The following is a 21,750-nucleotide window of genomic DNA, read 5'->3' as shown; positions in this document are numbered from 1 at the left end:
GCCGCCTACCGGTACAGTCCAATCCCGTGACCGCACGGCTTGCCGACATCGCAGCCCAGGCGGGGGTCAGCGAAGCCACAGTCAGCCGCGTGCTCAACGGCAAGCCCGGCGTGGCCGCAGGCACCCGTGAGTCCGTGCTGGCCGCGCTCGACGTGCTCGGCTACGAGCGGCCCGTACGGCTGCGGCAGCGCAGTGCCGGGCTGGTCGGGCTGATAACCCCCGAGCTGGACAACCCCATCTTCCCCGCGCTCGCGCAGGTCATCGGCCAGGCGCTGACCCGGCAGGGCTACACGCCCGTGCTGGCCACGCAGACGCCCGGCGGGTCCACCGAGGACGAGCTGACCGAGATGCTGGTGGACCGCGGGGTCTCCGGGATCATCTTCGTCTCCGGCCTGCACGCCGACACCACCGCCGACATGGGCCGCTACGACCAGCTGCGCGGCCAGGGCGTCCCGTACGTCCTGATCAACGGCTTCTCCGACAAGGTGCGGGCCCCCTTCGTCTCCCCCGACGACCGGGCCGCCATGCACCTGGCGGTGACCCACCTCACGGCGCTGGGGCACACCCGGATCGGCCTCGCGGTCGGCCCGAAGCGGTTCGTGCCCGTGCTGCGCAAGATCGAGGGCTTCCGGCTCGCGATGCGGGAGCGGCTCGGGCTCGACGAAGCCGGGACCGAGGAGCTGATCCAGCACTCCCTCTACACCCTGGAGGGCGGCCAGGCCGCCGCGGCCGCGCTCATCGCCCGCGGCTGCACGGCCGTCGTCTGCGCCAGCGACATGATGGCGCTCGGCGCGATCCGGGCCGCGCGCCAGCAGGGGCTGCGGGTGCCGCAGGACGTCTCGGTGGTCGGCTTCGACGACTCCCCGCTCATAGCGTTCACCGATCCGCCGCTGACCACCATCCGCCAGCCCGTGCAGGCCATGGGGCAGGCGGCGGTGCGCACCCTGCTGGAGGAGATCGGCGGTACGCCGGCCCCGCACAGCGAGTTCGTGTTCCTGCCGGAACTGGTGGTGCGCGGCTCCACGGCGTCCGGCCCCGGACAGCGGCGCGGGGCAGGGTAGCGGGCCTTCGGGGGCGTGTCCTCCGCAGGGCGGAGGACGGGCGCGGAAGACCGTCCCGAGGGATGATCGGAGGCGAGGACGCATCTGGCAGACTCTCTCCCCATGGGTGAAGCGAGCGTGAAGACACTGGAAACCCCGGCCACCGCCGGGGGCACCACCAGCACGGACGCCGTGTCACCCGCGGTGGCCGCGGACGGAACCCGTCCGGCACCGGACCGCTCCCTCCTCACCCGGCTGCGGGCGCCGCGCCGGCCGCGGATCTGGTTCGAGGTGCTGCTGATCGGCATCAGCTACTGGACGTACTCGCTGATCCGCAACGCGGTCCCCGAGCAGAAGGCCGCCGCGCTCGCGAACGCCGACTGGATCTGGAGCGTCGAGCGGGGCCTGGGCATCGCGGTGGAGCAGTCCGTCAACCACGCCGTCAACTCGGTGACGTGGCTCGTCGTGGGCATGAACTACTACTACGCCACGCTGCACTTCATCGTGACGGTGTTCGTGCTGGTGTGGATCTACCGCTTCCATCCCGGCCGTTACGCGGCCACCCGCTTCGTCCTCTTCGCCACCACGGGCGTGGCCCTGCTCGGCTACTACTTCTTCCCGCTCGCGCCGCCCCGGCTGATGAACGGGGGCCGCTTCGTCGACACCGTGCTGGTGCACCACACCTGGGGGTCGATGGCCTCGGGGAACCTCAAGCACATGTCGAACCAGTACGCCGCGATGCCGTCCATGCACATAGGGTGGTCGCTCTGGTGCGGGCTGACCATCTTCGCGGTCGCCTCGGCCCCCTGGGCCCGGATCCTGGGCCTCCTCTACCCGGCGGCGACCCTGGTCGTCATCGTCTCCACGGCGAACCACTTCTGGCTGGACGCCGTCGGCGGCATGCTCTGCCTGGCCTTCGGCTACACGGCCTCCCGCGCCTGGTACGGCGCCCTCCCCCACCGCCTCCCCCGCAGCCCCCTGGACACCACCCCGCACCCGGCGACGGCAGCCGTCCTGAACCGCCTCCGCCGAACCTGACCCCCCGGCCGGGGGGCCGGAGGCCAGGGGCCGGGCGGCCTCAGTCGGCGGCCTGGAGGTACACCCGGCTGGTCCTGTCGTCCACCCGCGCGACCGCCACGTGCATGAAGTCGACCTGTCCCGCACACGGTGCGCACACCTGTGCCGTGCGGACGCCGGGCACGGAATCCGGTTCGGGCAGGCCGACGTGCGCGAAGGGCGCCACCGGCTGGGGCCCGGCGAAGGACTTCGGGCCCGCCTTCACCGGCTCCTGCGGCTTCAGCCGCGCGAGGAAGCCGTCCACGTCGGCGCTGGGCAGGACGAACGCCAGGAGGAGCTCGTCATCCTGGAACCCCTTCCGGTAGCCGGACCGCAGATCGCTCGCGGACGGCGGCACCTCCACCTGAAGCGTCCGGACCACCTCCGCGGTGGTGACCCCGTCCACCCAGTACGGCACCGTCCTCAACGGCGCCGACCCCGCCGTGCACCCGGCACTGAACCCCGCGGCCACCAGCAGCATCACCCCGCACCACGCCCGGAACCGTCCTCCGCGTTTCAACCTGATCCCCGTCCCCTGTCAGACTCGGCCGGCCTCAGTCGACGGCCCTGATGTACACCCGGCTGCTCTTCTCGTCCACTGCGGTCACCGCGAGCTGGAGGAAGTCGAGGTCACGCTTCACACAGGGGGCGCACACCTGTGTCTCCCGGACACCGGGCACGGAACCCGGGTCCGGCAGTCCGAGACGGTCGAAGAGCTTGGCCTCCCCGGCGAAGGGCGCCCCGGGCCGCAGCGGGTGCTCCGGTTCCAGCCCGTCGAGGAAGCCGTCCACCTCCGCGGTGGGCAGGACGAACGACAGGAGGAACAAGTCGTCGTGCCCCCTCTGCCGGGCGGCCGTGGCCTCGGTCGCGGTGGCGGGAAGCCCGACTTTCAGATGCTCGGCCACCGCGTCCACGGTGACCCCGTCCATCCAGTAGGGCACCCTCCGCGCCTCCGCCGCCCCACCGGCACACCCGGCGACGAGCCCGGCGGCCACGGCCAGAGCACCGGCCAGCAGACCGAGCGGGGGACGCCCCTCCCTCATCGGCTCACGCCCCGTAGAAGAGGTCGTCGACGACCGCGCGGGCTCGGCGGGTGGTGCGGCGGTATTCCTCCAGCATTTCGCCAACCCTGCCCTCCGGGTAGCCGAGGTAGCGGCCGACGGCCGCCAGTTCGCGGGCGTCCGTGGGGAAGGTGTCGCCGGCGCGGCCGCGGACCAGCATCACGGCGTTGCGGACGCGGGTCGCCAGGACCCAGGCCTCGTCGAGGATCTGGGCCTCCTCCGCCGGGATCAGGCCGGCGGTGTGGGCGGCGGCCAGGGCCTGGCGGGTGCGGGTGGTGCGCAGGCCGGGTTCGGACCAGGCGTGCCGCATCTGGAGGAGCTGGACGGTCCACTCGACGTCGCTGAGGCCGCCGCGGCCGAGCTTCGTGTGGAGGGTGGGGTCGGCGCCGCGCGGGAGGCGTTCGGACTCCATGCGGGCCTTGAGACGCCGGATCTCGCGCACCGCTTCCTCGCCGAGGCCCCCGGCGGGGTAGCGCATCGGGTCGATCAGGTCGATGAAGGTGCGGCCCAGGTCGGCGTCGCCCGCGACGGGCTCGGCGCGCAGCAGGGCCTGGCTCTCCCAGGTCAGGGACCAGCGCCGGTAGTAGGCGGCGTAGGAGGCGAGGGTGCGCACTAGGGGGCCAGAGCGGCCCTCGGGGCGCAGGTCGGCGTCGATGAGGAGCGGCGGGTCGGCGGTGGGCAGCTGGAGCAGCCTGCGCATCTCGGCGATGACGGTCTGGGCGGCCTTGGCGGCCTCCTGTTCGTCGACGCCCTCGCGGGGGTCGTGGACGAAGAGGACGTCGGCGTCGGAGCCGTAGCCGAGCTCGTGCCCGCCGAAGCGGCCGACGCCGATGACGGCGAAGCGGGTGGGGAGGGTCTCGCCCCAGTGGTCGCGGACGGCGGCGCGCAGGGCTCCGGCGATGGTGGCGGCGGTGAGTTCGGAGACGGCGTCGCCGACCCGGTCGACGAGGGCGCCGCAGTCCTTCTCGGCGGGGGTGTCCTCGGTGCCGTAGGAGGCGATGATGTCGGCGGCGGCGGTACGGAAGAGCTCGCGGCGGCGGACCCCGCGGGCGGCGGCGACGGCGGCCTCGCCGCTGTCGGCGCGGCCGACGGCGGCGAGCACCTCCTGCTCCAGGGCCTCCGGCGTACGGGGCTGGAGGTTGTCGGGGTCGCCGAGGAGGGCGACGGCCTCGGGGGCGCGCATGAGGAGGTCGGGGGCGAGGCGGCCGGCGGACAGCACCCGGGCGAGGTTCTCGGCGGCGGCGCCCTCGTCGCGCAGCAGCCGCAGGTACCAGGGTGTCTTGCCGAGGGCGTCGGAGACCTTGCGGAAGTTGAGGAGGCCGGCGTCGGGGTCGGCGGAGTCGGCGAACCAGCCGAGGAGGACGGGCAGCAGGGTGCGCTGGATGGCGGCCTTGCGGCTGACGCCGGAGGCGAGGGCTTCGAGGTGGCGCAGGGCGGAGGCCGGGTCGGCGTAGCCGAGGGCTTCGAGGCGCTGGCCGGCGGCGGCCGGGGAGAGCCGGGTCTCGCCGGGGGCGAGCTGGGCGACGGCGTCGAGGAGGGGCCGGTAGAAGAGCTTCTCGTGGAGGCGGCGGACGACGGAGGCGTGCCGGCGCCAGGCCTTGTTGAGTTCGGCGACGGGTTCGGTGCGCAGGCCCATGGAGCGGCCGAGGCGGCGCAGGTCGGTCTCGTCCTCGGGGACGAGGTGGGTGCGGCGGAGCCGGTACAGCTGGATGCGGTGTTCCATGGTGCGCAGGAAGCGGTACGCGTCGTGGAGCTGGGCGGCGTCGGCGCGGCCGACGTAGCCGCCGGCGGCGAGGGCGTGGAGGGCGTCGAGGGTGGTGCCGGAGCGGAGGCTGGTGTCGCTGCGGCCGTGGACGAGCTGGAGGAGCTGGACGGCGAACTCGACGTCGCGCAGGCCGCCGGGGCCGAGTTTGAGTTCGCGGTCGATCTGGGAGGCGGGGATGTTGTCGACGACGCGGCGGCGCATCTTCTGGACGTCGGCGACGAAGTTCTCGCGTTCGGCGGCCTGCCAGACCAGCGGCGTTATGGCGTCGATGTACTGGGCGCCGAGTTCGGGGTCGCCGGCGACGGCGCGGGCCTTGAGGAGGGCCTGGAACTCCCAGGTCTTGGCCCAGCGCTGGTAGTAGGCCACATGGGAGGCGAGGGTGCGGACGAGGGGGCCGTTGCGGCCCTCGGGGCGGAGGTTGGCGTCGACGGGCCAGATGGTGCCCTCGACGGTGGTCTCGGAGCAGATCCGCACGAGGTGGGAGGCGAGGCGGGTGGCGGCCTGGATGCCCTTGCCCTCGTCGGTGCCGGGCACGGCCTCGCCGACGAAGATCACGTCGACGTCGGAGACGTAGTTGAGTTCGTTGCCGCCGCACTTGCCCATGGCGATGACGGCGAGCCGGCAGGCGGCGGCGTCCTGGGGGGCGGCGGCGGAGGCGATGCGCAGGGCGGCGCGGAGGGTGGCGGTGGCGAGGTCGGCGAGCTCGGCGGCGGTCTGGGCGACGTCTATCGTCGCGCAGACGTCGCGGGCGGCGATGGAGAGCAGGCAGCGGCGGTAGGCGACGCGCAGGGCGACGGGGTCGTGGGCGTCGGCGAGGCCGCGTTCGAACTCGGGCAGGCCCGGGTGCAGGTCGGCGGCCTCGTAGGTGACCAGGGCCTGCCAGTCGCGGGGGTGGCGGGCGAGGTGGTCGGCGAGGGCTTCGGAGGCGCCGAGGACGCCGAGGAGGCGGTCGCGCAGGGGTTTGGCGGCGACGAGGGTGTCGAGGAGGAGGGGGAGGTCCTCGGCGGTCTGGGCCTCGGCGAGGCGGACGAGGCCGAGGAGGGCGAGGTCGGGGTCGGCGGTGGCGCCGAGGGCGTCGAGGAGCACGGGGTCGGTGCGTACGGCGGCCAGCGCGTCGGCGTCGAGGAGCCGGGACGCGGCGGTGGGATCGGTGAATCCGCTCCGCAGCAGCCGGATGAAGGTACTGCTCCTGCGTCCCGGGACTGTCATCCCGCCGCCTCCCGAGTCTGTCGCTGCGTGCCTGCCTGCCTGCCGGTCCGGGCCCGGCGCCGCCGGTCGGCCGGTGCCGCCCCGGTCGGCCGGTGTGGCCGCCGGTCGGCCGGTGCCGTCGGTCCGGTTCCGCCCGTGGGCCGGTCCTCTCCCGGAGGGAGCCTAGCCGGAGCAGGCGTTCGACTCACCGGGCACCGTGGCCGATATCATGAGGCGGATTATCGGATTATCTGCTTACTTATAGCTCTCTAGATCTGTGCGTCAGGGGCCCGGTCCCCGCCCGACCGGCCGCGAGGAGCCCCATGTCCGACGGACCCCCGTCCTCGCGCCCTGCCTCCGCGCCCTCCCCCGACCCCGCCCCCACCGCTCCCGGGGCGGCCCGCGAGGCCGCCGCGACCGTCCGGCACGGCCACCACCACGTCGGACACCCCCGCGCCCGCGCGGTCGTCAAGGCCGTCGCCCTCCTCGCCGCCACCGCCGCCGGAGGCATGCTCGTCCTCCGCGGCAACGAGGCCCTCACCGGACTCGACACGCCCGCCACCGCCGACCCCCGGAGCTCCGCCGCCGCCTCCCCCGACGCCCCCGACCCCGGCCGGGTGCTCCAGATCGTCGCGCACCCCGACGACGACCTGTACTTCATGAACCCCGACCTGGGGTACTCCATCACCGCCGGCCACCCGGTGACCTCCGTCTACCTCACCTCCGGCGAGGCCGACGGCGTCAACGCCGGCGCCGGCAAGGCGGCCTCCACCCGGCCCGACAAGCCCGCCTACGCCGAGGCCCGGCAGAACGGCATCCGCGCCGCCTACGCCAAGATGGCCACCGGCGACCGCAGCAGCGCCTGGAAGCGCACCGTCATCCCGACCAAGGGCGGCGGCCACGCCGAGGTCGACGTCCTCGTCGCCCGGCCCCAGATCAACCTCGTCTGGCTCCAGCTGCGCGAGGCCGGCAACGTCTACCAGGACGTCCCCGACAGCCTCCACGGCCTGTGGGACGGCAAGGTACCGCGGCTGGAGTCGGTGCTCGCCTCCGGCAGCCCCGTCCGGCAGGGGTTCGCGGACACCAAGGAGCAGGTCGTCGAGACGATCGTCGGCATCCTGGAGCGGTACCGGCCCACCACCGTCCGCACCCAGGACCCGACCCCCGGCCGCTTCCACGACACCAAGCGCTACACCGACCACCAGGACCACTTCTACGGCGCCCGGTTCGTGCAGATGGCCACCGCCGCGTACGCGGAGCGGTTCAAGGAGCGCCCGCACTTCGCCGTCCAGAACTACGTCGGCTACTTCAACGGCTCCCTGCCCCGCGCCCTCGGCCCCGTCGAGGCCAAGGAGAAGCTGGACATCCTGGACACCTACGCCTGGCTGGACAAGGAGAACCACTGCGGCAGCGAGGCCGGCTGCGGGGACCTCAAGGTCGCCGAGCACCCCTCGGGCAACGGCTGGACCCAGTCCATCAACTACGCCCGCGGCACCGGCACCACCTGGCTGTCCTCCGACGCCGAGCACGGCCTGTGGGCCTTCAAGGTCCTCGACGGCCAGGCCGCCCTCTGGCACCGCAAGGGCCTCATAGGCCGCTGGACCGGCCCGACCCTCCTCCCCGGAACCGGGATGGACCAGGGCATATCCACCGTCACCCTCAAGGACGGCCGAATAGCCGCCTTCGGCACCCGCACCTCCTTCGGCGACCGGCCCGCCGACTACCGGCGCGAGGTCGTCTACGCCGTCCAGCAGGCCCCCGGCTCCGAGGAGTTCGGCCCCTGGGAGTCGCTGGGCACCCCCGAGGCCGCCGACGCCGACTGGACCTCCGACATCAGCGCGCCCGCCGTGTCCGTCGACGGCGCCGGCGCCCTCGCCGTCTACGTGCGCGACGGCGCCTCCACCCTGCGCGGCCGCGTCCAGGGCCCGGACGGCGCCTGGGGCCCCTGGGAGGCCCACGGCGGCACCGACCTGCACGGCACCCCGGTCACCGGCACCGACGGGGCCGGCCGGCGGATGGTCTTCGCCGCCACCACCAAGTCGGTCACCGGCTGGCTCCAGCCCGGACCCGGCGCCCCGCTCGGCCCCGCCACCCCCACCGGCCTGCCCGAGACCACCCTCCCGATCACGGCCGAGGGCCGCGAGGGCGGCGTACGCGTCTGGTTCCGCAAGCCCGGCTCCGGCAACGTCCGCACCGCCCTGATGACCGGCGGCGACGAGGGCCTGAAGGCGACCGGCCTCACCGACCTCGGCGGGCTCCAGGGCTTCGGCGCCGTGACCGCGAGCGGACACGTCCTGGCCGGCCGCTCGGCGGGCGGGACGCTCGGCTCGGACGTCGGCGAGGGGCAGCCTTGGCAGCGCTCGCCGCTGATGTTCGTGGGCGCCCCGTCCAGCACCATGATCGGGAAGAACCTGGTCGGCCTGGCGGTGGTGGGCCTCGACGCGCGGCTGTACGTCACCTCGTCCGCGGACGAGCCGGACGCCTACCTGGCGCCGTGGCAGCCGGTGGGACCGCGCAACACCCCGTAACGCCCCCACGCGCCCCCACCCGCCCCCTGCCCACACCGGCCCGCCCCCAGCCCGCCCCCGGCCCCGGCATATCCGGCGCACCGTCTGGACAGACACCATCCGTGCCAGACCAGTACCAACACCCCGCATCCGGACCGTCCTTGCCCGCCCCGGGGCCGGGAGGCGTCCACGATCCGGGCGGACCTGCGCACGGACGCCGCCGCCCGTGCACAATCACACCCGGTCGTTTTCGGAAAACGCGCGTCATCGGTGGAATCGGTGAACCAACTCGCCCGATTTCGCCTCTCAGTGACTGCACAGCGGTTCTTCCCGTCCGGAACGACCCCAAGGCGTAACCGATGCCCGTTTCCCGCCGCCGCTTCCTCCTCGCGGCCGTCGTCCCCATGCTCACCCTGGGCGCCTCCGGCGTGCTCTCCATCGCCTCCGGCCAGCAGACGGCGGCCGAGGCCACCCAGGGGAAGGACCCGTCCGCCCTCCTGCCCGCCAGCACCACCTCCGGCACGGTCGTCCAGGTCGTCGCCCACCCGGACGACGACCTGTTCTTCATGAACCCCGACCTCAGCCGCTCCCTGCTGGCCGGGCTCCCCGTCACCACCGCCTACCTCACCTCCGGCGAGGCCGACGGCCGCAACGAGGCCAACGGCGGCCAGGCCAAGGACCCCCAGCAGCCCGCCGACCGCGCCCGCTACGCGGAGGCCCGGCAGAACGGCATACGCTCCGCCTACGCCCAGATGGCCACCGGAGACCGCACGAGCGCGTGGAAGCGCACGGTCATACCCACCGCCGGCGGCGGCCAGGCCGAGCTCGACGTCCTCGTCGCCCGGCCCCGGGTCAACCTGGTCTGGTTCCAGCTGCGCGAGGCCCGCAACCCCGCCGCCGACAACCCGGACAGCCTGCGCGGCCTGTGGAACGGCGAGATACCGGCGCTGGGCGCCCAGCTCACCACCGGCACCCCGGTCAAGCAGCCGTTCTCGTACACCAAGGACCAGGTGGTCCAGTCCATATCGGGCATCCTGGAGCGCTACCGTCCGACGACGATACGGATGCAGGACCCGACGCCCAACCGGTACCCGGACACCGGCAAGTACACCGACCACCAGGACCACATGTACGGCGCCCGCTTCGTGCAGGCCGCCACCGCCGCGTACGCCGAACGGGTCGCCGACCGGCCGCACTTCTCGGTGCAGAACTACCTCGGCTACCACAACGGGACCCTCCCCCACGCCCTGGACCCGCAGACCGCCGAGACGAAGATCGGCTACCTCAAGACGTACGCCTGGCAGGACCACGCCGACTACTGCGGCTCCCCCGACGGCTGCGGCGACCGCAAGGTGGCCGGCAGCCCCACCGGCCGCAACTGGGCCCAGTCCCTGCGCTACGCCCGCGCCGACAACGCCGGCTGGCTCACCGAGGGCACCCCCGGCCGCCTCTGGGCCTTCGCCGCCCTCGACGGCAGGATGGCCGTCTGGACCCGCGACCGCTCCGGCACCTGGACCGGCCCCGACCTGCTCCCCGGCACCGGCATCGACTCCGGCACCGGCACCGCCCGCCTCCCCGACGGCCGCGTCGCCGTCCTGGCCACCCGTACCGTCCTCGGGCCCCGGCCGGCCGACTACCGGCGCGAGGTGGTGTACGCGGTCCAGGCCGCCCCCGACGGCCCGTTCGGCCCCTGGCAGTCCCTCGGCACCCCGGAACCGGGCGACGAACCGGGCACCTCCGCCATCAGCGCCCCCGCGGCGGCCGTCGACGCGGCGGGCCGGCTGACCGTGTACGTCCGCGACACGAAGCGGACCCTGCGGGCCCGCGTCCAGCAGCCCTCGGGCGCCTTCGGCGACTGGCAGAAGCTGGGCGGCGAGGACCTCCAGAGCGACCCGGCGGTGATCACGGACTCGGCGGGCCGCCGCCACGTCTACGCCACCACCACCAAATCCGTCCTGGCCTGGACCCAGCCCACCCCGGACGCCCCGCTCGCCGGCCCGTACCCCACCGGCCTCCCCGCCACCACGGTCCCCCTCACGGCCGCCCGGGACGGCGCGGGCATCCGCCTCTACTTCCGCCGCCCCGACTCCGGGGTCGTCCGCAGCGCCCTGGTCACCGCCGGCCCGGGCGCCCCGCAGGTCTCCGGCGTCTCGGAGTCCGGCGGCCGGGCGGGCTACGGCGCGATCGGCGTCGCGGGCCGCCTCCTGGCGGGCCGCGCCGACACGGGCACCGTCTCCACGACCACCCTGGGCGGCCCCCCGGCGTGGACGGAGTCCCGCATGCTCTACGCGGGCGCCCCCTCGGCGGTCCTGGACTCGACGGGCACGCCCACCACCACGGCCCTCGGCCTGGACGCCCAACTCCACACCACCACCCCCCACCCCACCACCCCCACCCCGACCTGGCACCCGGCGATCCTGCCGACACCGGCCGCGTGAACCCGCCGTCCCCGAGGAACTCCACGCCCCGTACCGTCCGTTGTGACTGATCACGGAACGAAGTGGAACAGGAGACGGACAGCATGCAGCCTTCGCTGGACAGCATCGAACTGTCGGCCGCCGTACAGGGCATACGGGACCAGCTCGTCGCGGCGGCGGCGGAGTCGCAGGGACGGGACATCCTCTTCGAGGTGGAGGGGATCACCCTCGACTTCGCCGTGGAGCTGCGGCGCGACGCGGGGGCCAAGCTCGGGTTCAAGGCGTGGGTCCTCGCGGGCGAGACCCACGCGAGCGCGGCGAAGTCCGTGACCCACAAGGTCTCCATCACCCTGCGCCCGAAGACCGCCGCCGACGGGGAGACCGTCGCCATCGGCAACGACTCCGCCGTGGACCTGGGGGACTTCACGGCCGTGCCGGCGGACGAGCGCTGAGGGCCGGGGCATGACCGTCCGAGCCGGACAGCGGATCGCCATCGTCCAGTCGGCCCGGCAGGGAAGCGGCTACCTCATCGGCCCGCGGCTGGTGCTGACCTCGGCGCACCTGCTCGCCGACGGCGCGGCGGTCCGGGCGGCCGTGCCCGGCGGGACGGGGGCCCGGCCCTGCCGCGTCGTCTGGGTACGCGACGACGGCACCTGTGACGCCGCCCTGCTCGCGGCGGACGCCGACCTCGTCGCCGACCCCTCGGCCTGCCCGCCGGCCGACGTCCTGTGGGGCCGGATCCAGGACATCGCCCCCTGGCCGGACTGCGAGGCCGTGGGGTACCCCCAGGCCGCCCGCAGGAGCGGGGCCCGAGCCGACACCGAGCAACTCGTCGGCACGCTCAAACCCGGCTCGGCGCTCATGAGCGGCCGCTACGTGCTCGACAGCATCCACGCGGCGCCCGGACGGGCGTCCGCGCCGGGCGGCTCCCCGTGGCAGGGCATGTCCGGAGCCGCCCTCTTCGCCGGGCACCACCTGGTCGGGGTGGTGAGCGGCGATCCCGTGCAGTGGGGCCACAGCCGCGTCGAGGCGGTTCCCGTCTCCGCCTTCGCCGAGGATCCCGGCTTCCAGCGGGCCGTCGAGGAGTTCACCGGGATCCGCCCCCGCCTGACGGTCATCAGCCGGACGCCCGCCCCGGCGGCGACCCCCGTACCGGTCCCCGAGGAGGCGTACCCGGCCGCAGAGTGGATCTCCGTCGCCGAGGCGGACCCCGTCGACTACGGCATCCACCCCGTACAGGCCGGTCCGGGGCTCCCCCAGGTCATCGCCCACATCCCCCGTGACGTGGACGGGGAACTGGACCAGCTGATCTCGGACATGGCCACCGCCGGCGGCTTCCTTCTGCTCACCGGCGACTCCGCCGCCGGGAAGACCCGGGCCCTCTTGGAGGCCATGAAGCGGAACCTGCCCGACCGGCTGGTCTGCCGTCCCGACCCCGACGACGACCTCTCCTTCCTGTACGCGTGCGCCGACGGCGGCCGCCGCGTGGTCTGGCTGGACGACCTGCACGCCTACCTGCGGCCCGACGGACTGACGCCCCGGCTCCTCAGCGCCCTGAAGCGCGGCGGCGTCATCGTGCTCGCCACCCTGCGCTCGGAGTTCTACGACCACTACGCGCCGGGCCGGACCGATCCGTCCGGCGGGGACGGGAGTTCGGGACCACGACTGCCCAGTTCACCCGCCCGCGTCGTGCGGGCGGCGAGCAGGGTGGAGCTGGAGCGGACGTGGACCGAGGCGGAGCGCGCGTCCGCCGCCGGGCACCCGGACCCCCGCGTGGTGCAGGCCCTCTCGGCGGACCGGGCCTACGGTCTGGCCGAATATCTGGCGGCCGGCCCCCAGATCCTCGCCCTGTGCAAGAGCGCCTCCCGCGCCGGAGCCAACCCCCGCGGTGCGGCCCTGGTCGCAGCGGCGGTGGACCTGGCGCGGACCGGGCTGGACCGGGCCCTGCCTCCCGAGTCCCTCGAACGCCTCCACGAGCACTACCTGAGCGAGGCGGGAGGGCCCGCCCTCCGTCCGGAACCCCTCGCCGACGCCTGGCGGTGGGCGGACCGCGTGGTGCTCGGCGTCACGAGCCCCCTGGTCCCGGCGGGCCACGGGCGGTGGAAGCCGTTCGACTACCTCGTCTCCGACGCGGCCCGCAGGTCGGGCATCGACTCGCTCCCGCTCCAGGTCTGGGACGAGGTCGTCCGGGTCGTCGACGACACCCGGCGCGCGCTCGTCTCCACGGCGGCACGGTTCGCCGGCCGGCCCGAGACCGCCAAGGAGGTGCTCCGGCCCCTGGCGGAGGCCGGGGAACCCGACGGGCTGATCAACCTCGGGGCGCTCCTGGCCGAGGAGGGGGACCACACGGGCGCGGCGGAGCTGTTCGCCCTGGCAGCCGAGGCCGGCGACGCCATGGGCGCGTACAACCTGGGCGTGACGTACATGCAGCTCGGCGATCTGACCCGGGCCCGCGCCTGGCTGACCACCGCCGTCGAGCGGGGCGAGAGCCAGGCCCTCGGCGCCCTGGGCCTGGCCGAGGAGAGGCTCGGCGACAAGGAGTGTGCCGTCGAGTCCTGGCGCCGGGGAACGGAGGCCGGCGACGCGGCCAGCGCCCTCTACTACTCGGAGTGGATGGGCTCCCAGTGGAACTCCGACGAGGCCCTGGAGGCCCTGCGCGTCGCCGCCGACGGGGACCTCCCCGTCGCGAGCCTCTCCTACGCGGGCGCGCTCCTCGCCCGGGACCAGCCCGACGCGGCGGCCCGGTACATGGCGAAGGCCGACGAGGACGCCCGCCGGCTGGCCCTGCTGGGCAACGGGGCGGGCGCGCTGATGGCGGGCGTCTCGGCGTACCTCAACGGCGATCTCGCGGCCGGCGAGCGCTGGTGGGCACTGGCGGCCGAGCGGGGTGCCGAGCCGGAGTGGACCGTCCTGAGGGACGAGGACGGATCCGGCGGGCTCCCCTCCCTCGCCGTCAGCGGCGATACGCTCGCGCGCCTGGGCGAGGAGGAGATCCGCGTCCTGATGGCGTCCCTGTGGGCGGGCGACTGCCTGAGCTGCGGGTACTCCCTGGGTGACGGGGTGCCCGCACTGCACGTGGACGACCTCGTCGCCCACGCCGACGCCCGGCTGTTCCACCTCGGGGCCTGCCGCTACCCGCGCTGGAACGAGTCCGCGCTCATGACCTTCGTGAAGGACGCCGGTTCCAGCTGGAGGTCCTTCACGGGCTTCCTCCACAGCCCGCGGCATCCTTCGGGGATCGTTCCCGCGCTCTTCGTCAACCCGTCCCTGGAATGGTCCCAGCTGCGGCCGGACGCGTCGGGGAGGTGGTCGGTCACGGGGATGTACGGTCCCCGCTCCGCCCTCGCCCCCGCTCTCGGCCTGCAACCCTTGTGGAAGGGCGTTCCGTCCCCTTCGCCGGAGAACCGCGTCCGGGTGTTCGCGGGCGAGGGCGAGGTGGCCGTCCCGACCCTCGCGGCCACCTGGTCGGCCGAGGCCACGGAGCCGCTCCTCGACCTCGTCCGGCAGTCCGGTGGCCTCGCGCTCGTCCTCACCAGCGCCGTGGGCCCGGGCGCCGTGACGGTGGAGGCGATGGCGGAGGCAACGGCCTCCTGGGACGCCATGGCCGTATGGGCCCCTCTGGAGCACGACGGGCAGGCCTGAAACGCCTCCGGGCCGAGGGTCACCGACCCCCGGCCCGGAGCGTCAGCACATCCCGCGGCTACAGCACCGGGAGGTTCTTGCGGAGTTCGAAGGCCGTGACCTCCGAGCGGTATTCCTCCCACTCCTGCTTCTTGTTGCGGAGGAAGAAGTCGAAGACGTGCTCGCCGAGGGTTTCGGCGACCAGTTCGCTGCGTTCCATCAGGGAGATGGCCTCGCCGAGGTTCTGGGGGAGGGGTTCGATGCCCATGGCGCGGCGTTCGGCGTCGGAGAGGGCCCAGACGTCGTCGTCGGCGCCCGCCGGGAGTTCGTAGCCCTCCTCGATGCCCTTGAGGCCCGCCGCCAGGAGGACGGCGTACGTGAGGTAGGGGTTGGCGCCCGAGTCGATCGAGCGGACCTCGACCCGGGAGGAACCGGTCTTGCCCGGCTTGTACATCGGGACGCGGATCAGGGCCGAGCGGTTGTTGTGGCCCCAGCAGATGTACGAGGGGGCCTCGCCGCCGGAGCCGGCGGTGCGGGACGAGCCGCCCCAGATGCGCTTGTACGAGTTGACCCACTGGTTGGTCACCGCGGCGGTCTCGGCGGCGTGCTTCAGGAGGCCCGCGATGAAGGAGCGGCCGACCTTCGAGAGCTGGTACTCGGCGCCCGACTCGTAGAAGGCGTTGCGGTCGCCCTCGAAGAGGGAGAGGTGGGTGTGCATGCCCGAGCCGGGGTACTCCGAGAAGGGCTTCGGCATGAACGTCGCCTGGACGCCCTGTTCCAGCGCGACCTGCTTCATGACCAGGCGGAAGGTCATGATGTTGTCGGCCGTGGAGAGGGCGTCGGCGTAGCGGAGGTCGATCTCCTGCTGGCCGGGGGCGCCCTCGTGGTGGCTGAACTCGACCGAGATGCCCATGGATTCGAGCATGGTGATCGCCTGGCGGCGGAAGTCCATGCCCACGTTCTGCGGAGTGTGGTCGAAATAGCCGGAGTTGTCCGCAGGGACCGGACGGGTGCCGTCCAGCGGCTTGTCCTTCAGCAGGAAGAACTCGATCTCCGGGTGGGTGTAGAAGGTGAAGCCCAGGTCGGAGGTCTTGGCCAGGATGCGCTTGAGGACGTAGCGCGGGTCCGCGAAGGACGGGGAGCCGTCCGGCATCAGGATGTCGCAGAACATCCGGGCGGTCCCGGGGGCCTCGGCGCGCCACGGCAGTATCTGGAACGTGCCGGGGTCCGGCTTGGCGATCATGTCGGACTCGTAGACGCGGGCGAAGCCCTCGATCGCGGAGCCGTCGAAACCGATGCCCTCGTCGAAGGCCTGCTCCAGCTCGGCGGGAGCGACCGCGACGGACTTCAGGAAGCCCAGTACGTCGGTGAACCACAGGCGCACGAAGCGGATGTCGCGCTCCTCAAGCGTCCGGAGGACGAATTCCTGCTGCTTGTCCATGCCTCATCCTCGCAGTTCAGACGATCTGTGCACACCAACCCGAGGGGACCGGCGGCACAGCCGGGCCCGTCCAGTATCCCTAGTGGTGGTTTCCGCCACATTACGCACCCCTCAAGGCCGATGGCACCCCCGCTCTGACCTCGGGCCCGTCATGAGCATTACCATCGGCGGCCATGGGGGGCTGGGAGCACACGCGGAGCGGGCGTCACGGGCGTCACGCCCGTCGCGGTGCCCTCCTGCTGCTGCTCGCCCTCGGCGTGGCGGCCGGGATGGGGTTCCTGTGCGTGCGGGGCGGGGCGGCCGTGCAGGGCGCGCGGGCCGCGGAAGGGCCCGTTCGGGCGTACGCCGCGCATGACGCGCCCGGCCCGCACGGCGCGTCCGGCCCGCACGGCGCGCCCGGATCGCGGGTCGCCTGTGTGTCCCCGTACGAGCTGCCCGGCTGTTCGCCCCTGTCCCATGTGACCCCGGCCGTGCTGCCCGCCCCGCCGCCCGCCGTCACCGCCGCGCGGCCCGGACCGGCGCTCCGCGCCCTCCCGTCCGCCACGGGCCCGGCGCGGCCGCCGGGGACCCTCGCGCGCGCTCCCGACCTGCACGCCCTGCAAGTGCTGCGGACCTGACGGGTCCGGCGCCGTACACGACACCACCGGCACCACCCCCACACCCCCCTCAGCAGAAGGAAACAGGGCACATGGCCAGCAGGACGTCGGACCGGAACGACAACAACTCCCGCCAGAACCGCATAGCCGAGATGCGCCGCGCCGAGAAGGCGCGCGACCGCCGCAACAAGATCATCGCGATCAGCGTCTCCGCGGCGGTCGTCGCCGCGCTCATCGGCTTCGGCTCGTGGGTGATCATGGACCAGAAGCAGAAGGACCGGGACGCCGAGGCCGCCCGCAAGGCGCCGGTCAACGGCGAGCAGAGCTGGGACGTCAAGAAGCTCGGACGCAACCACGTCGAGACCCCGGTCAAGTACGAGATGAACCCGCCGGTCGGCGGCGACCACAACCCCCGCTGGATGAACTGCAACGGCGACGTCTACAAGAACCCGATCCCCGAGGTGAACGCCGTGCACTCGCTGGAGCACGGCGCGGTCTGGGTCACGTACAACGACAAGGCCGCCAAGGCCGACGTCGACACGCTCGCCGGCAAGGTGGGCAAGACCCCCTACACCCTGATGAGCCCCGACAAGGAGCAGGCGGGCCCCATCATGCTCAGCGCCTGGGGCAAGCAGCTGACGGTCGACAAGGCGGACGACCCCCGGGTGGCGCAGTTCTTCACCAAGTACGTGCAGGGCCCGCAGACCCCCGAACCGGGCGCGGCCTGCACCAACGGGCTGGGCGAGAAGTGACCCGCAGCCGCACGAACCGTACGTACTGGGCCGCCGGCACGGCGGTGGTGCTGGCCGCCCTGTTCGCGGCGGGGGCCACCTTCGCCACGGCGGACGGCTCCCGGAGCGGTGCGGACGGCTCCGCCGCCTCGCGGACGCCGGCGCTCTACTCCCCCGACGCCGGCTTCGCCCGCGACATGGCGGTGCACCACCAGCAGGCGGTGGAGATGTCCTTCATCGTCCGCGACCGCACCCAGGGCGAGCCGGTCCGCGGGCTCGCGTACGACATCGCCAACACCCAGGCCAACCAGCGCGGCATGCTGCTGGGCTGGCTGGACCTGTGGGGGCTGCCGAAGGTGGTGGCGGACGAGCCGCCGATGTCGTGGATGGAGATGGGGTCCTCATCCTCGTCCTCGATGGGGTCCATGGGGTCCATGGGGTCCATGGACCACGCGGCGGGGCACGAGGGGCAGGCCACGAAGCCCGGCGCGCTCATGCCCGGCATGGCCACCAAGGAGGAGCTCGACCAGCTCCGCACCAGCAGTGGCCGGGACGCCGAGGTGCTGTACCTCCAGCTGATGACCGAGCACCACAAGGGCGGCGTCGCCATGGCGCAGGGCTGCGCCAGGCAGTGCAGGACCCCGGCCGAGCGGGCGCTGGCCCAGGGCATGGTCGAGGCGCAGCAGTCGGAGATGAAGCTGATGGCGGACATGCTCAAGGAGCGGGGGGCCGCGCCGCGCCCGTGAGGGGGCGGCCCGGCGTGAGCGGGGCCGCCGCGTACCGGACCGCCCGCGCCACCTGGTGCGGGCGGTCCAGCATGACCAGGTGCCCGGCCGGCTCGGCCACCTCGAAGCGGGCCCCGAGCCGGTCGGCGAGGGCCGCCTGGCGGGCGAGCCGGCGCCGCGCGGCGCGGCCGTGGCCGCCGTCGTGCGCGACGAGGACGGTGGCGGGGGCCGGCAGGGGGTGGCGGGCCCGCAGGGCGAGGAGTTCGGCGGCGGTGTCCGGGTAGCGGGAGTTCTCCAGGAGGATGCCCCGCCAGACCCGGCCGGTGCGGTAGCAGCGGCGTACGAGGTCCGGCGCGGCCGGGTCGCCGGCGCCGGACCCCGTACGGGAGGCCCGTACGGCGGCCCGCCGGGCGGCGGGTCCCAGCGCGGCGGGGATCCCGGCGGCGGTGAGGGCCCGGCCGAGGGCGCGGGCGGCGCCGGTGCGCAGCGCGGCGGGCAGGAGCGTACGGGGGGACTCCTCGACGCTGGAGTCGACCAGCACCAGGGCGGCGGTGCGGCCGGGGTGGAGGCGGGCGAAGGCCTCGGCGTGGAAGCCGGCGAGGGAGTGCCCGACGACGGTGACGGGCCCGGTGACGCCGAGCGCGTCGAGCAGGCCGGCGATGCGGTGGGCCTCGCCCGCGGCGGTCGGCGGGGTGGTGGCCGGGGCGCTGAGGCCGTGGCCGGGGCGGTCGAAGCGGATGACGGTCCGGCCGGCGGCCACGAGCAGGGCGGCGACCTCGTCCCAGTCGAACCAGGCCATGGCGAGCCCGGCGCTCAGCACGACGGGAGGGCCGTCGCCCTCCACGACGGTGTGGAGGGCGACGCCGTCCACCCGGAGGAAGCGGGCGGCCGTGGGCGGGTGCGTCATGTGCGGCGCTCCTTGTGGACGGAGTACGCCAGCAGGCCCAGCCAGAGTGCCACGAGCAGCACCTGGAGCCGCTGGCCGGCGCCGAGGGCCCAGGTGCCGCGCCCGGCGGTGAACAGGGAGATGGCGGTCAGGGTCCAGGCGGTGGCGAGCAGTTCCAGGACGACGAGGGCGGGGCCGTAGCGGGCGAGCGGGGCGAGGCGGCGGTAGCGGCGGGCGGCGACGGTCAGGGCGCAGACCCCGACGAGGGCGCCGGTCATGGCGAGGGTGCTGCTGACGGCGTGGGCCTGGTGGGTGGCCGGGACCAGGCCGGCGGTCTCGCGGGCGGCGCACACGGGGTCGGCGGTCGGCCGGCAGCTGAGCGGCAGCCAGGCGTCGGCGGCGGTGGCCGCGCCGAAGAGGGTGACCCCGGCCCAGCCGGCGACCGCCCAGGGGCGGCGGGAGCCGGGGTCGAGGGCGGGGCGGGAGAGGCGGAAGGGGCGGGCGAGGCGGGCGAGGCGGGCGAGGCGGGCGAGGGCGAGGAGGCCGCCGAGGAAGACGAGCAGGCCGGCGGTGAAGTCGGTGGCCCGGAAGAGGCCGCCGAGGGGCTGGTCCTGGGCGGCGAGCTCGCTGACGTACGTCTCGATGGGGTTGAGGCCCGTGGAGAGGACGACTTCGAGGACCCAGGCGGTGTACGCGGCCGCGCCGAGGCCGACGAGGCCGACGAGGCCGGCGACGGACCCGGTGCCGGTGTCGCTGCCGCGGTCTTCGGGGTCGGGACGGGGGTCGGTGTCGGGGGCGGGGTCGGCTTGTGTACCCATGGGGTGCATGATCCTCAGCAGATCGGGCGGTGACGCGCGGCGCCCCGCGCGGCGGCGCTGCCGGGGATCGCCGGGGGCCGTCCGGCGGAATCCCTCAGCGGGCTGAACGAGGGGGCGGCGCGGAGCGTTCCCCTCCGGGTGGGCGGGATGGTGACAGATCGCCAGATTTCCGCCTCCGGGGGGAGGCCGGGGGCCAATCCGGTTGGAGGGGACGGACGGTCGTGGCAGGCTGCCCGCATCTCCGTAGCCCGCACTCACAAGGACGCCGCCAGGTATGAGCACGCCGCCGACCCCGCCGAACCGCCCGTCCGGCCCGCCGACCGAACCCGGCGGCACGCCGATACCCGAGGCGGCGCCCCACCCCGGAGACCAGCCGTCCCCGACGCAGCCGAATCCCACCGAGACGGCCCGCCTGCCCCTGGAGACGCCCGCCGCCCCGGCCGAGGAGCAGCCCGCGGAGCTCCCGGACGAGGACCTCGCCGAGACGGCCCGGCTGTCGCTGGACAAGCCCGCCGCCCCCGCCGAGGAGCACCCCGCGCCCCAGGCCCAGGGCGAGGACCTCGCCGAGACGGCCCGGCTGTCCCTCGACAAGCCCGCCACCCCGGCGGAGGACCCCGCCGAGACCGCGCGGCTTTCGGGCGGTGAGCCCGCCTCGCCCGCGCCCGAGGGAGGTGCCGGGGACGGGCGGCTGTCGCTGAACAAGGCGGAGGCGGCCGGCGCCGCGGCCGGTGGGGCAGCGGCGGAGACCCCCACCGCCCCCACCCCCACCGCCCCCGCCGCACCGCAGGTGCCCCCGCACACCCCCGCCGCCGCACCGCAGGTGCCCCCGCAGGCCCCCGTCGACCCGTGGGCGACGCCCGCGCCCGGAGCGCCCGCCGCGCCCGCCGCCGGTGCGCCCGGTGCCCCTGGGGCGTTCGCCGCGCCCGGGGCGTACCCGCCCCCGCCGCACGGGGGCGGGTACGCGGTGCCCGGCGGGTCCTGGGGGCCGCCGCCGCCCGGCGGGTACCCGGGGTACCCCGGGGTGGCCGGGTACTACCCCGCCCCTCCGCCGCGGACCAACGGCCTGGCCGTCGCCGCGCTCGTCCTCGGGATCCTCTCCCTCCCCATCGGCGCCCTCCCGTTCCTCTTCTGGCTCGGTGCCTGCCTCGCCCTCACCGGTATCGGTCTCGCCGGCGGCGGCCTGGCCCGGGCCCGGCGCGGCGCCGGGCGCAAGGCGATGTCCGTGGTCGGCGCCGTCCTCGGCATCGCCGGCCTCGCCGCCTCCGTCGGCGGCTGGTTCCTGACCACCGCCATCCTCGACAGGGCCCACGAGCGCATCGCCCACGAGCGGCAGAACGACCCCCAGTGGGGCGAGGACCCCGAGGACTGGCAGGACGAGCCCTCCCCCACCCCGTCCGCCCCGCGCTTCTCCCTCCCGCCCAAGCCCTCCAAGCCCAAGGGCTCCAAGGGCCCGGGCTTCGGCACGCCCGTCCCCTTCGGCCGGACCGTGGCGTACCCCGACGGCATCAAGGTGACCGTGGCCCCGCCGCACAAGTACGTCAGCAAGGCCGAGTGGATGGACGTGGGCAACGCGGTGGAGGTGTCGTTCACCCTCACCAACGACTCCGACAAGCCGCACAAGGTCATCTACGCCATGCCGGAGGTCAAGGACGACAAGGGCGGCTCCGCCAAGCTCGTCTTCGACGGCGACACCCCGAAGTGGATCAAGGGCGTGATCGAGCCGGGCCAGTCCATGACCGGCACCGCCGCCTTCCAGGTTCCCGAGGGGACGAAGAGCATCAGCGCCGAGCTCTCCCCCGGCACCCTGATGGACCCGGCGAAGTTCACCGGACCCGTCGAATAGCCCGTCGAACAGCCCGTCGAGCGGCCCGGGTCCAGGACATCGCGTCAGAAAGACG

The 21,750-nt window shown here is 74.2% G+C and carries 16 protein-coding genes; 10 read left to right on the top strand and 6 right to left on the bottom strand.

Annotated elements, in window-relative coordinates:
• Positions 1–26: 26 nt before the first annotated feature.
• Together ACZ5NJ_RS32055 and ACZ5NJ_RS32050 are read left to right on the top strand one after the other, a co-directional pair.
• On the top strand, positions 27–1,061 hold the full coding sequence (locus ACZ5NJ_RS32055; RefSeq protein ID WP_468769518.1) for a LacI family DNA-binding transcriptional regulator: 1,035 nt from the start codon (positions 27–29) through the stop codon (positions 1,059–1,061).
• 102 nt (positions 1,062–1,163) lie between these two features.
• Positions 1,164–2,078, top strand: coding sequence for a phosphatase PAP2 family protein (locus ACZ5NJ_RS32050; protein ID WP_468769516.1), 915 nt, complete (start codon positions 1,164–1,166; stop codon positions 2,076–2,078).
• 40 nt (positions 2,079–2,118) lie between these two features.
• On the opposite strand, the gene ACZ5NJ_RS32045 is transcribed toward ACZ5NJ_RS32050, so the two are convergent.
• The 3 genes from ACZ5NJ_RS32045 to ACZ5NJ_RS32035 form a co-directional block, all read right to left on the bottom strand.
• On the bottom strand, positions 2,119–2,577 hold the full coding sequence (locus ACZ5NJ_RS32045) for a hypothetical protein (RefSeq protein WP_468769514.1): 459 nt from the start codon (positions 2,575–2,577) through the stop codon (positions 2,119–2,121).
• A gap of 73 nt (positions 2,578–2,650) precedes the next feature.
• Positions 2,651–3,139, bottom strand: coding sequence for a hypothetical protein (locus ACZ5NJ_RS32040; protein ID WP_468769512.1), 489 nt, complete (start codon positions 3,137–3,139; stop codon positions 2,651–2,653).
• A gap of 4 nt (positions 3,140–3,143) precedes the next feature.
• The gene (locus tag ACZ5NJ_RS32035; protein WP_468769510.1) at positions 3,144–6,131 is read right to left on the bottom strand and encodes a bifunctional [glutamine synthetase] adenylyltransferase/[glutamine synthetase]-adenylyl-L-tyrosine phosphorylase; all 2,988 of its coding nucleotides are present in this window, start codon (positions 6,129–6,131) and stop codon (positions 3,144–3,146) included.
• A 302-nt stretch (positions 6,132–6,433) separates the two neighbouring features.
• On the opposite strand from ACZ5NJ_RS32035, the gene ACZ5NJ_RS32030 reads away from it, so the two are divergent.
• From ACZ5NJ_RS32030 to ACZ5NJ_RS32015, 4 genes are all read left to right on the top strand, one after another.
• Positions 6,434–8,638, top strand: coding sequence for a PIG-L family deacetylase (locus tag ACZ5NJ_RS32030; protein ID WP_468769506.1), 2,205 nt, complete (start codon positions 6,434–6,436; stop codon positions 8,636–8,638).
• Between the two features lie 338 nt (positions 8,639–8,976).
• Positions 8,977–11,055, top strand: coding sequence for a PIG-L family deacetylase (locus ACZ5NJ_RS32025; protein WP_468769504.1), 2,079 nt, complete (start codon positions 8,977–8,979; stop codon positions 11,053–11,055).
• An 83-nt stretch (positions 11,056–11,138) separates the two neighbouring features.
• Positions 11,139–11,486: a trypco2 family protein gene (locus ACZ5NJ_RS32020; protein WP_468769502.1), complete on the top strand. Its 348-nt coding sequence runs from the start codon at positions 11,139–11,141 to the stop codon at positions 11,484–11,486.
• 10 nt (positions 11,487–11,496) lie between these two features.
• A complete protein-coding gene (locus ACZ5NJ_RS32015) occupies positions 11,497–14,676 on the top strand; it encodes a tetratricopeptide repeat protein (RefSeq protein ID WP_468769500.1) in 3,180 nt (1,059 codons plus the stop codon).
• A 58-nt stretch (positions 14,677–14,734) separates the two neighbouring features.
• On the opposite strand, the gene ACZ5NJ_RS32010 is transcribed toward ACZ5NJ_RS32015, so the two are convergent.
• Positions 14,735–16,096: a glutamine synthetase family protein gene (locus ACZ5NJ_RS32010; RefSeq protein ID WP_344153501.1), complete on the bottom strand. Its 1,362-nt coding sequence runs from the start codon at positions 16,094–16,096 to the stop codon at positions 14,735–14,737.
• Positions 16,097–16,269: 173 nt separating this feature from the next.
• Between ACZ5NJ_RS32010 and ACZ5NJ_RS32005 the strand changes: the two genes are divergently transcribed.
• The 3 genes from ACZ5NJ_RS32005 (at position 16,270) to ACZ5NJ_RS31995 (ending at position 18,169) form a co-directional block, all read left to right on the top strand.
• Positions 16,270–16,713: a hypothetical protein gene (locus ACZ5NJ_RS32005; protein WP_468769498.1), complete on the top strand. Its 444-nt coding sequence runs from the start codon at positions 16,270–16,272 to the stop codon at positions 16,711–16,713.
• Between the two features lie 71 nt (positions 16,714–16,784).
• The gene (locus ACZ5NJ_RS32000) at positions 16,785–17,444 is read left to right on the top strand and encodes a DUF3105 domain-containing protein (protein WP_468769496.1); all 660 of its coding nucleotides are present in this window, start codon (positions 16,785–16,787) and stop codon (positions 17,442–17,444) included.
• Positions 17,441–18,169, top strand: a complete 729-nt coding sequence (locus ACZ5NJ_RS31995) for a DUF305 domain-containing protein (protein ID WP_468769495.1) — start codon at positions 17,441–17,443, stop codon at positions 18,167–18,169. The genes ACZ5NJ_RS32000 and ACZ5NJ_RS31995 overlap by 4 nt, the downstream gene beginning before the upstream one ends.
• Here ACZ5NJ_RS31995 and ACZ5NJ_RS31990 read toward each other — a convergent pair.
• Both ACZ5NJ_RS31990 and ACZ5NJ_RS31985 read right to left on the bottom strand, forming a co-directional pair.
• Positions 18,138–19,055, bottom strand: coding sequence for an alpha/beta fold hydrolase (locus ACZ5NJ_RS31990; protein WP_468769493.1), 918 nt, complete (start codon positions 19,053–19,055; stop codon positions 18,138–18,140). The genes ACZ5NJ_RS31995 and ACZ5NJ_RS31990 overlap by 32 nt on opposite strands.
• Complete coding sequence (locus ACZ5NJ_RS31985; protein ID WP_468769491.1) at positions 19,052–19,852, bottom strand: DUF998 domain-containing protein; 801 nt, start codon at positions 19,850–19,852, stop codon at positions 19,052–19,054. Before ACZ5NJ_RS31985 ends, ACZ5NJ_RS31990 begins: the two co-directional genes overlap by 4 nt.
• A 274-nt stretch (positions 19,853–20,126) precedes the next feature.
• Between ACZ5NJ_RS31985 and ACZ5NJ_RS31980 the strand changes: the two genes are divergently transcribed.
• Positions 20,127–21,695, top strand: a complete 1,569-nt coding sequence (locus tag ACZ5NJ_RS31980; RefSeq protein ID WP_468769489.1) for a DUF4352 domain-containing protein — start codon at positions 20,127–20,129, stop codon at positions 21,693–21,695.
• Positions 21,696–21,750 lie beyond the last annotated feature (55 nt).

This window comes from Streptomyces sp. NPDC032091, from assembly GCF_055580265.1.
The sequence above is the reverse complement of the archived record's forward strand: the minus strand, read 5'-3'. Positions and strand labels throughout refer to the sequence as shown.

Excerpts from the sequence above, each read along its gene's own strand:
- ACZ5NJ_RS32035 (WP_468769510.1), bottom strand. The coding sequence starts at position 6,131 with ATGACAGTCCCGGGACGCAGGAGCAGTACCTTCATCCGGCTGCTGCGG.
- ACZ5NJ_RS32040 (WP_468769512.1), bottom strand. The coding sequence starts at position 3,139 with ATGAGGGAGGGGCGTCCCCCGCTCGGTCTGCTGGCCGGTGCTCTGGCC.
- ACZ5NJ_RS32030 (WP_468769506.1), top strand. The coding sequence starts at position 6,434 with ATGTCCGACGGACCCCCGTCCTCGCGCCCTGCCTCCGCGCCCTCCCCC.
- ACZ5NJ_RS31990 (WP_468769493.1), bottom strand. The coding sequence starts at position 19,055 with ATGACGCACCCGCCCACGGCCGCCCGCTTCCTCCGGGTGGACGGCGTC.
- ACZ5NJ_RS32010 (WP_344153501.1), bottom strand. The coding sequence starts at position 16,096 with ATGGACAAGCAGCAGGAATTCGTCCTCCGGACGCTTGAGGAGCGCGAC.
- ACZ5NJ_RS32025 (WP_468769504.1), top strand. The coding sequence starts at position 8,977 with ATGCCCGTTTCCCGCCGCCGCTTCCTCCTCGCGGCCGTCGTCCCCATG.
- ACZ5NJ_RS32000 (WP_468769496.1), top strand. The coding sequence starts at position 16,785 with ATGGCCAGCAGGACGTCGGACCGGAACGACAACAACTCCCGCCAGAAC.
- ACZ5NJ_RS32020 (WP_468769502.1), top strand. The coding sequence starts at position 11,139 with ATGCAGCCTTCGCTGGACAGCATCGAACTGTCGGCCGCCGTACAGGGC.
- ACZ5NJ_RS31980 (WP_468769489.1), top strand. The coding sequence starts at position 20,127 with ATGAGCACGCCGCCGACCCCGCCGAACCGCCCGTCCGGCCCGCCGACC.
- ACZ5NJ_RS32005 (WP_468769498.1), top strand. The coding sequence starts at position 16,270 with ATGGGGGGCTGGGAGCACACGCGGAGCGGGCGTCACGGGCGTCACGCC.
- ACZ5NJ_RS32015 (WP_468769500.1), top strand. The coding sequence starts at position 11,497 with ATGACCGTCCGAGCCGGACAGCGGATCGCCATCGTCCAGTCGGCCCGG.
- ACZ5NJ_RS32045 (WP_468769514.1), bottom strand. The coding sequence starts at position 2,577 with ATGCTGCTGGTGGCCGCGGGGTTCAGTGCCGGGTGCACGGCGGGGTCG.
- ACZ5NJ_RS32050 (WP_468769516.1), top strand. The coding sequence starts at position 1,164 with ATGGGTGAAGCGAGCGTGAAGACACTGGAAACCCCGGCCACCGCCGGG.
- ACZ5NJ_RS31985 (WP_468769491.1), bottom strand. The coding sequence starts at position 19,852 with ATGGGTACACAAGCCGACCCCGCCCCCGACACCGACCCCCGTCCCGAC.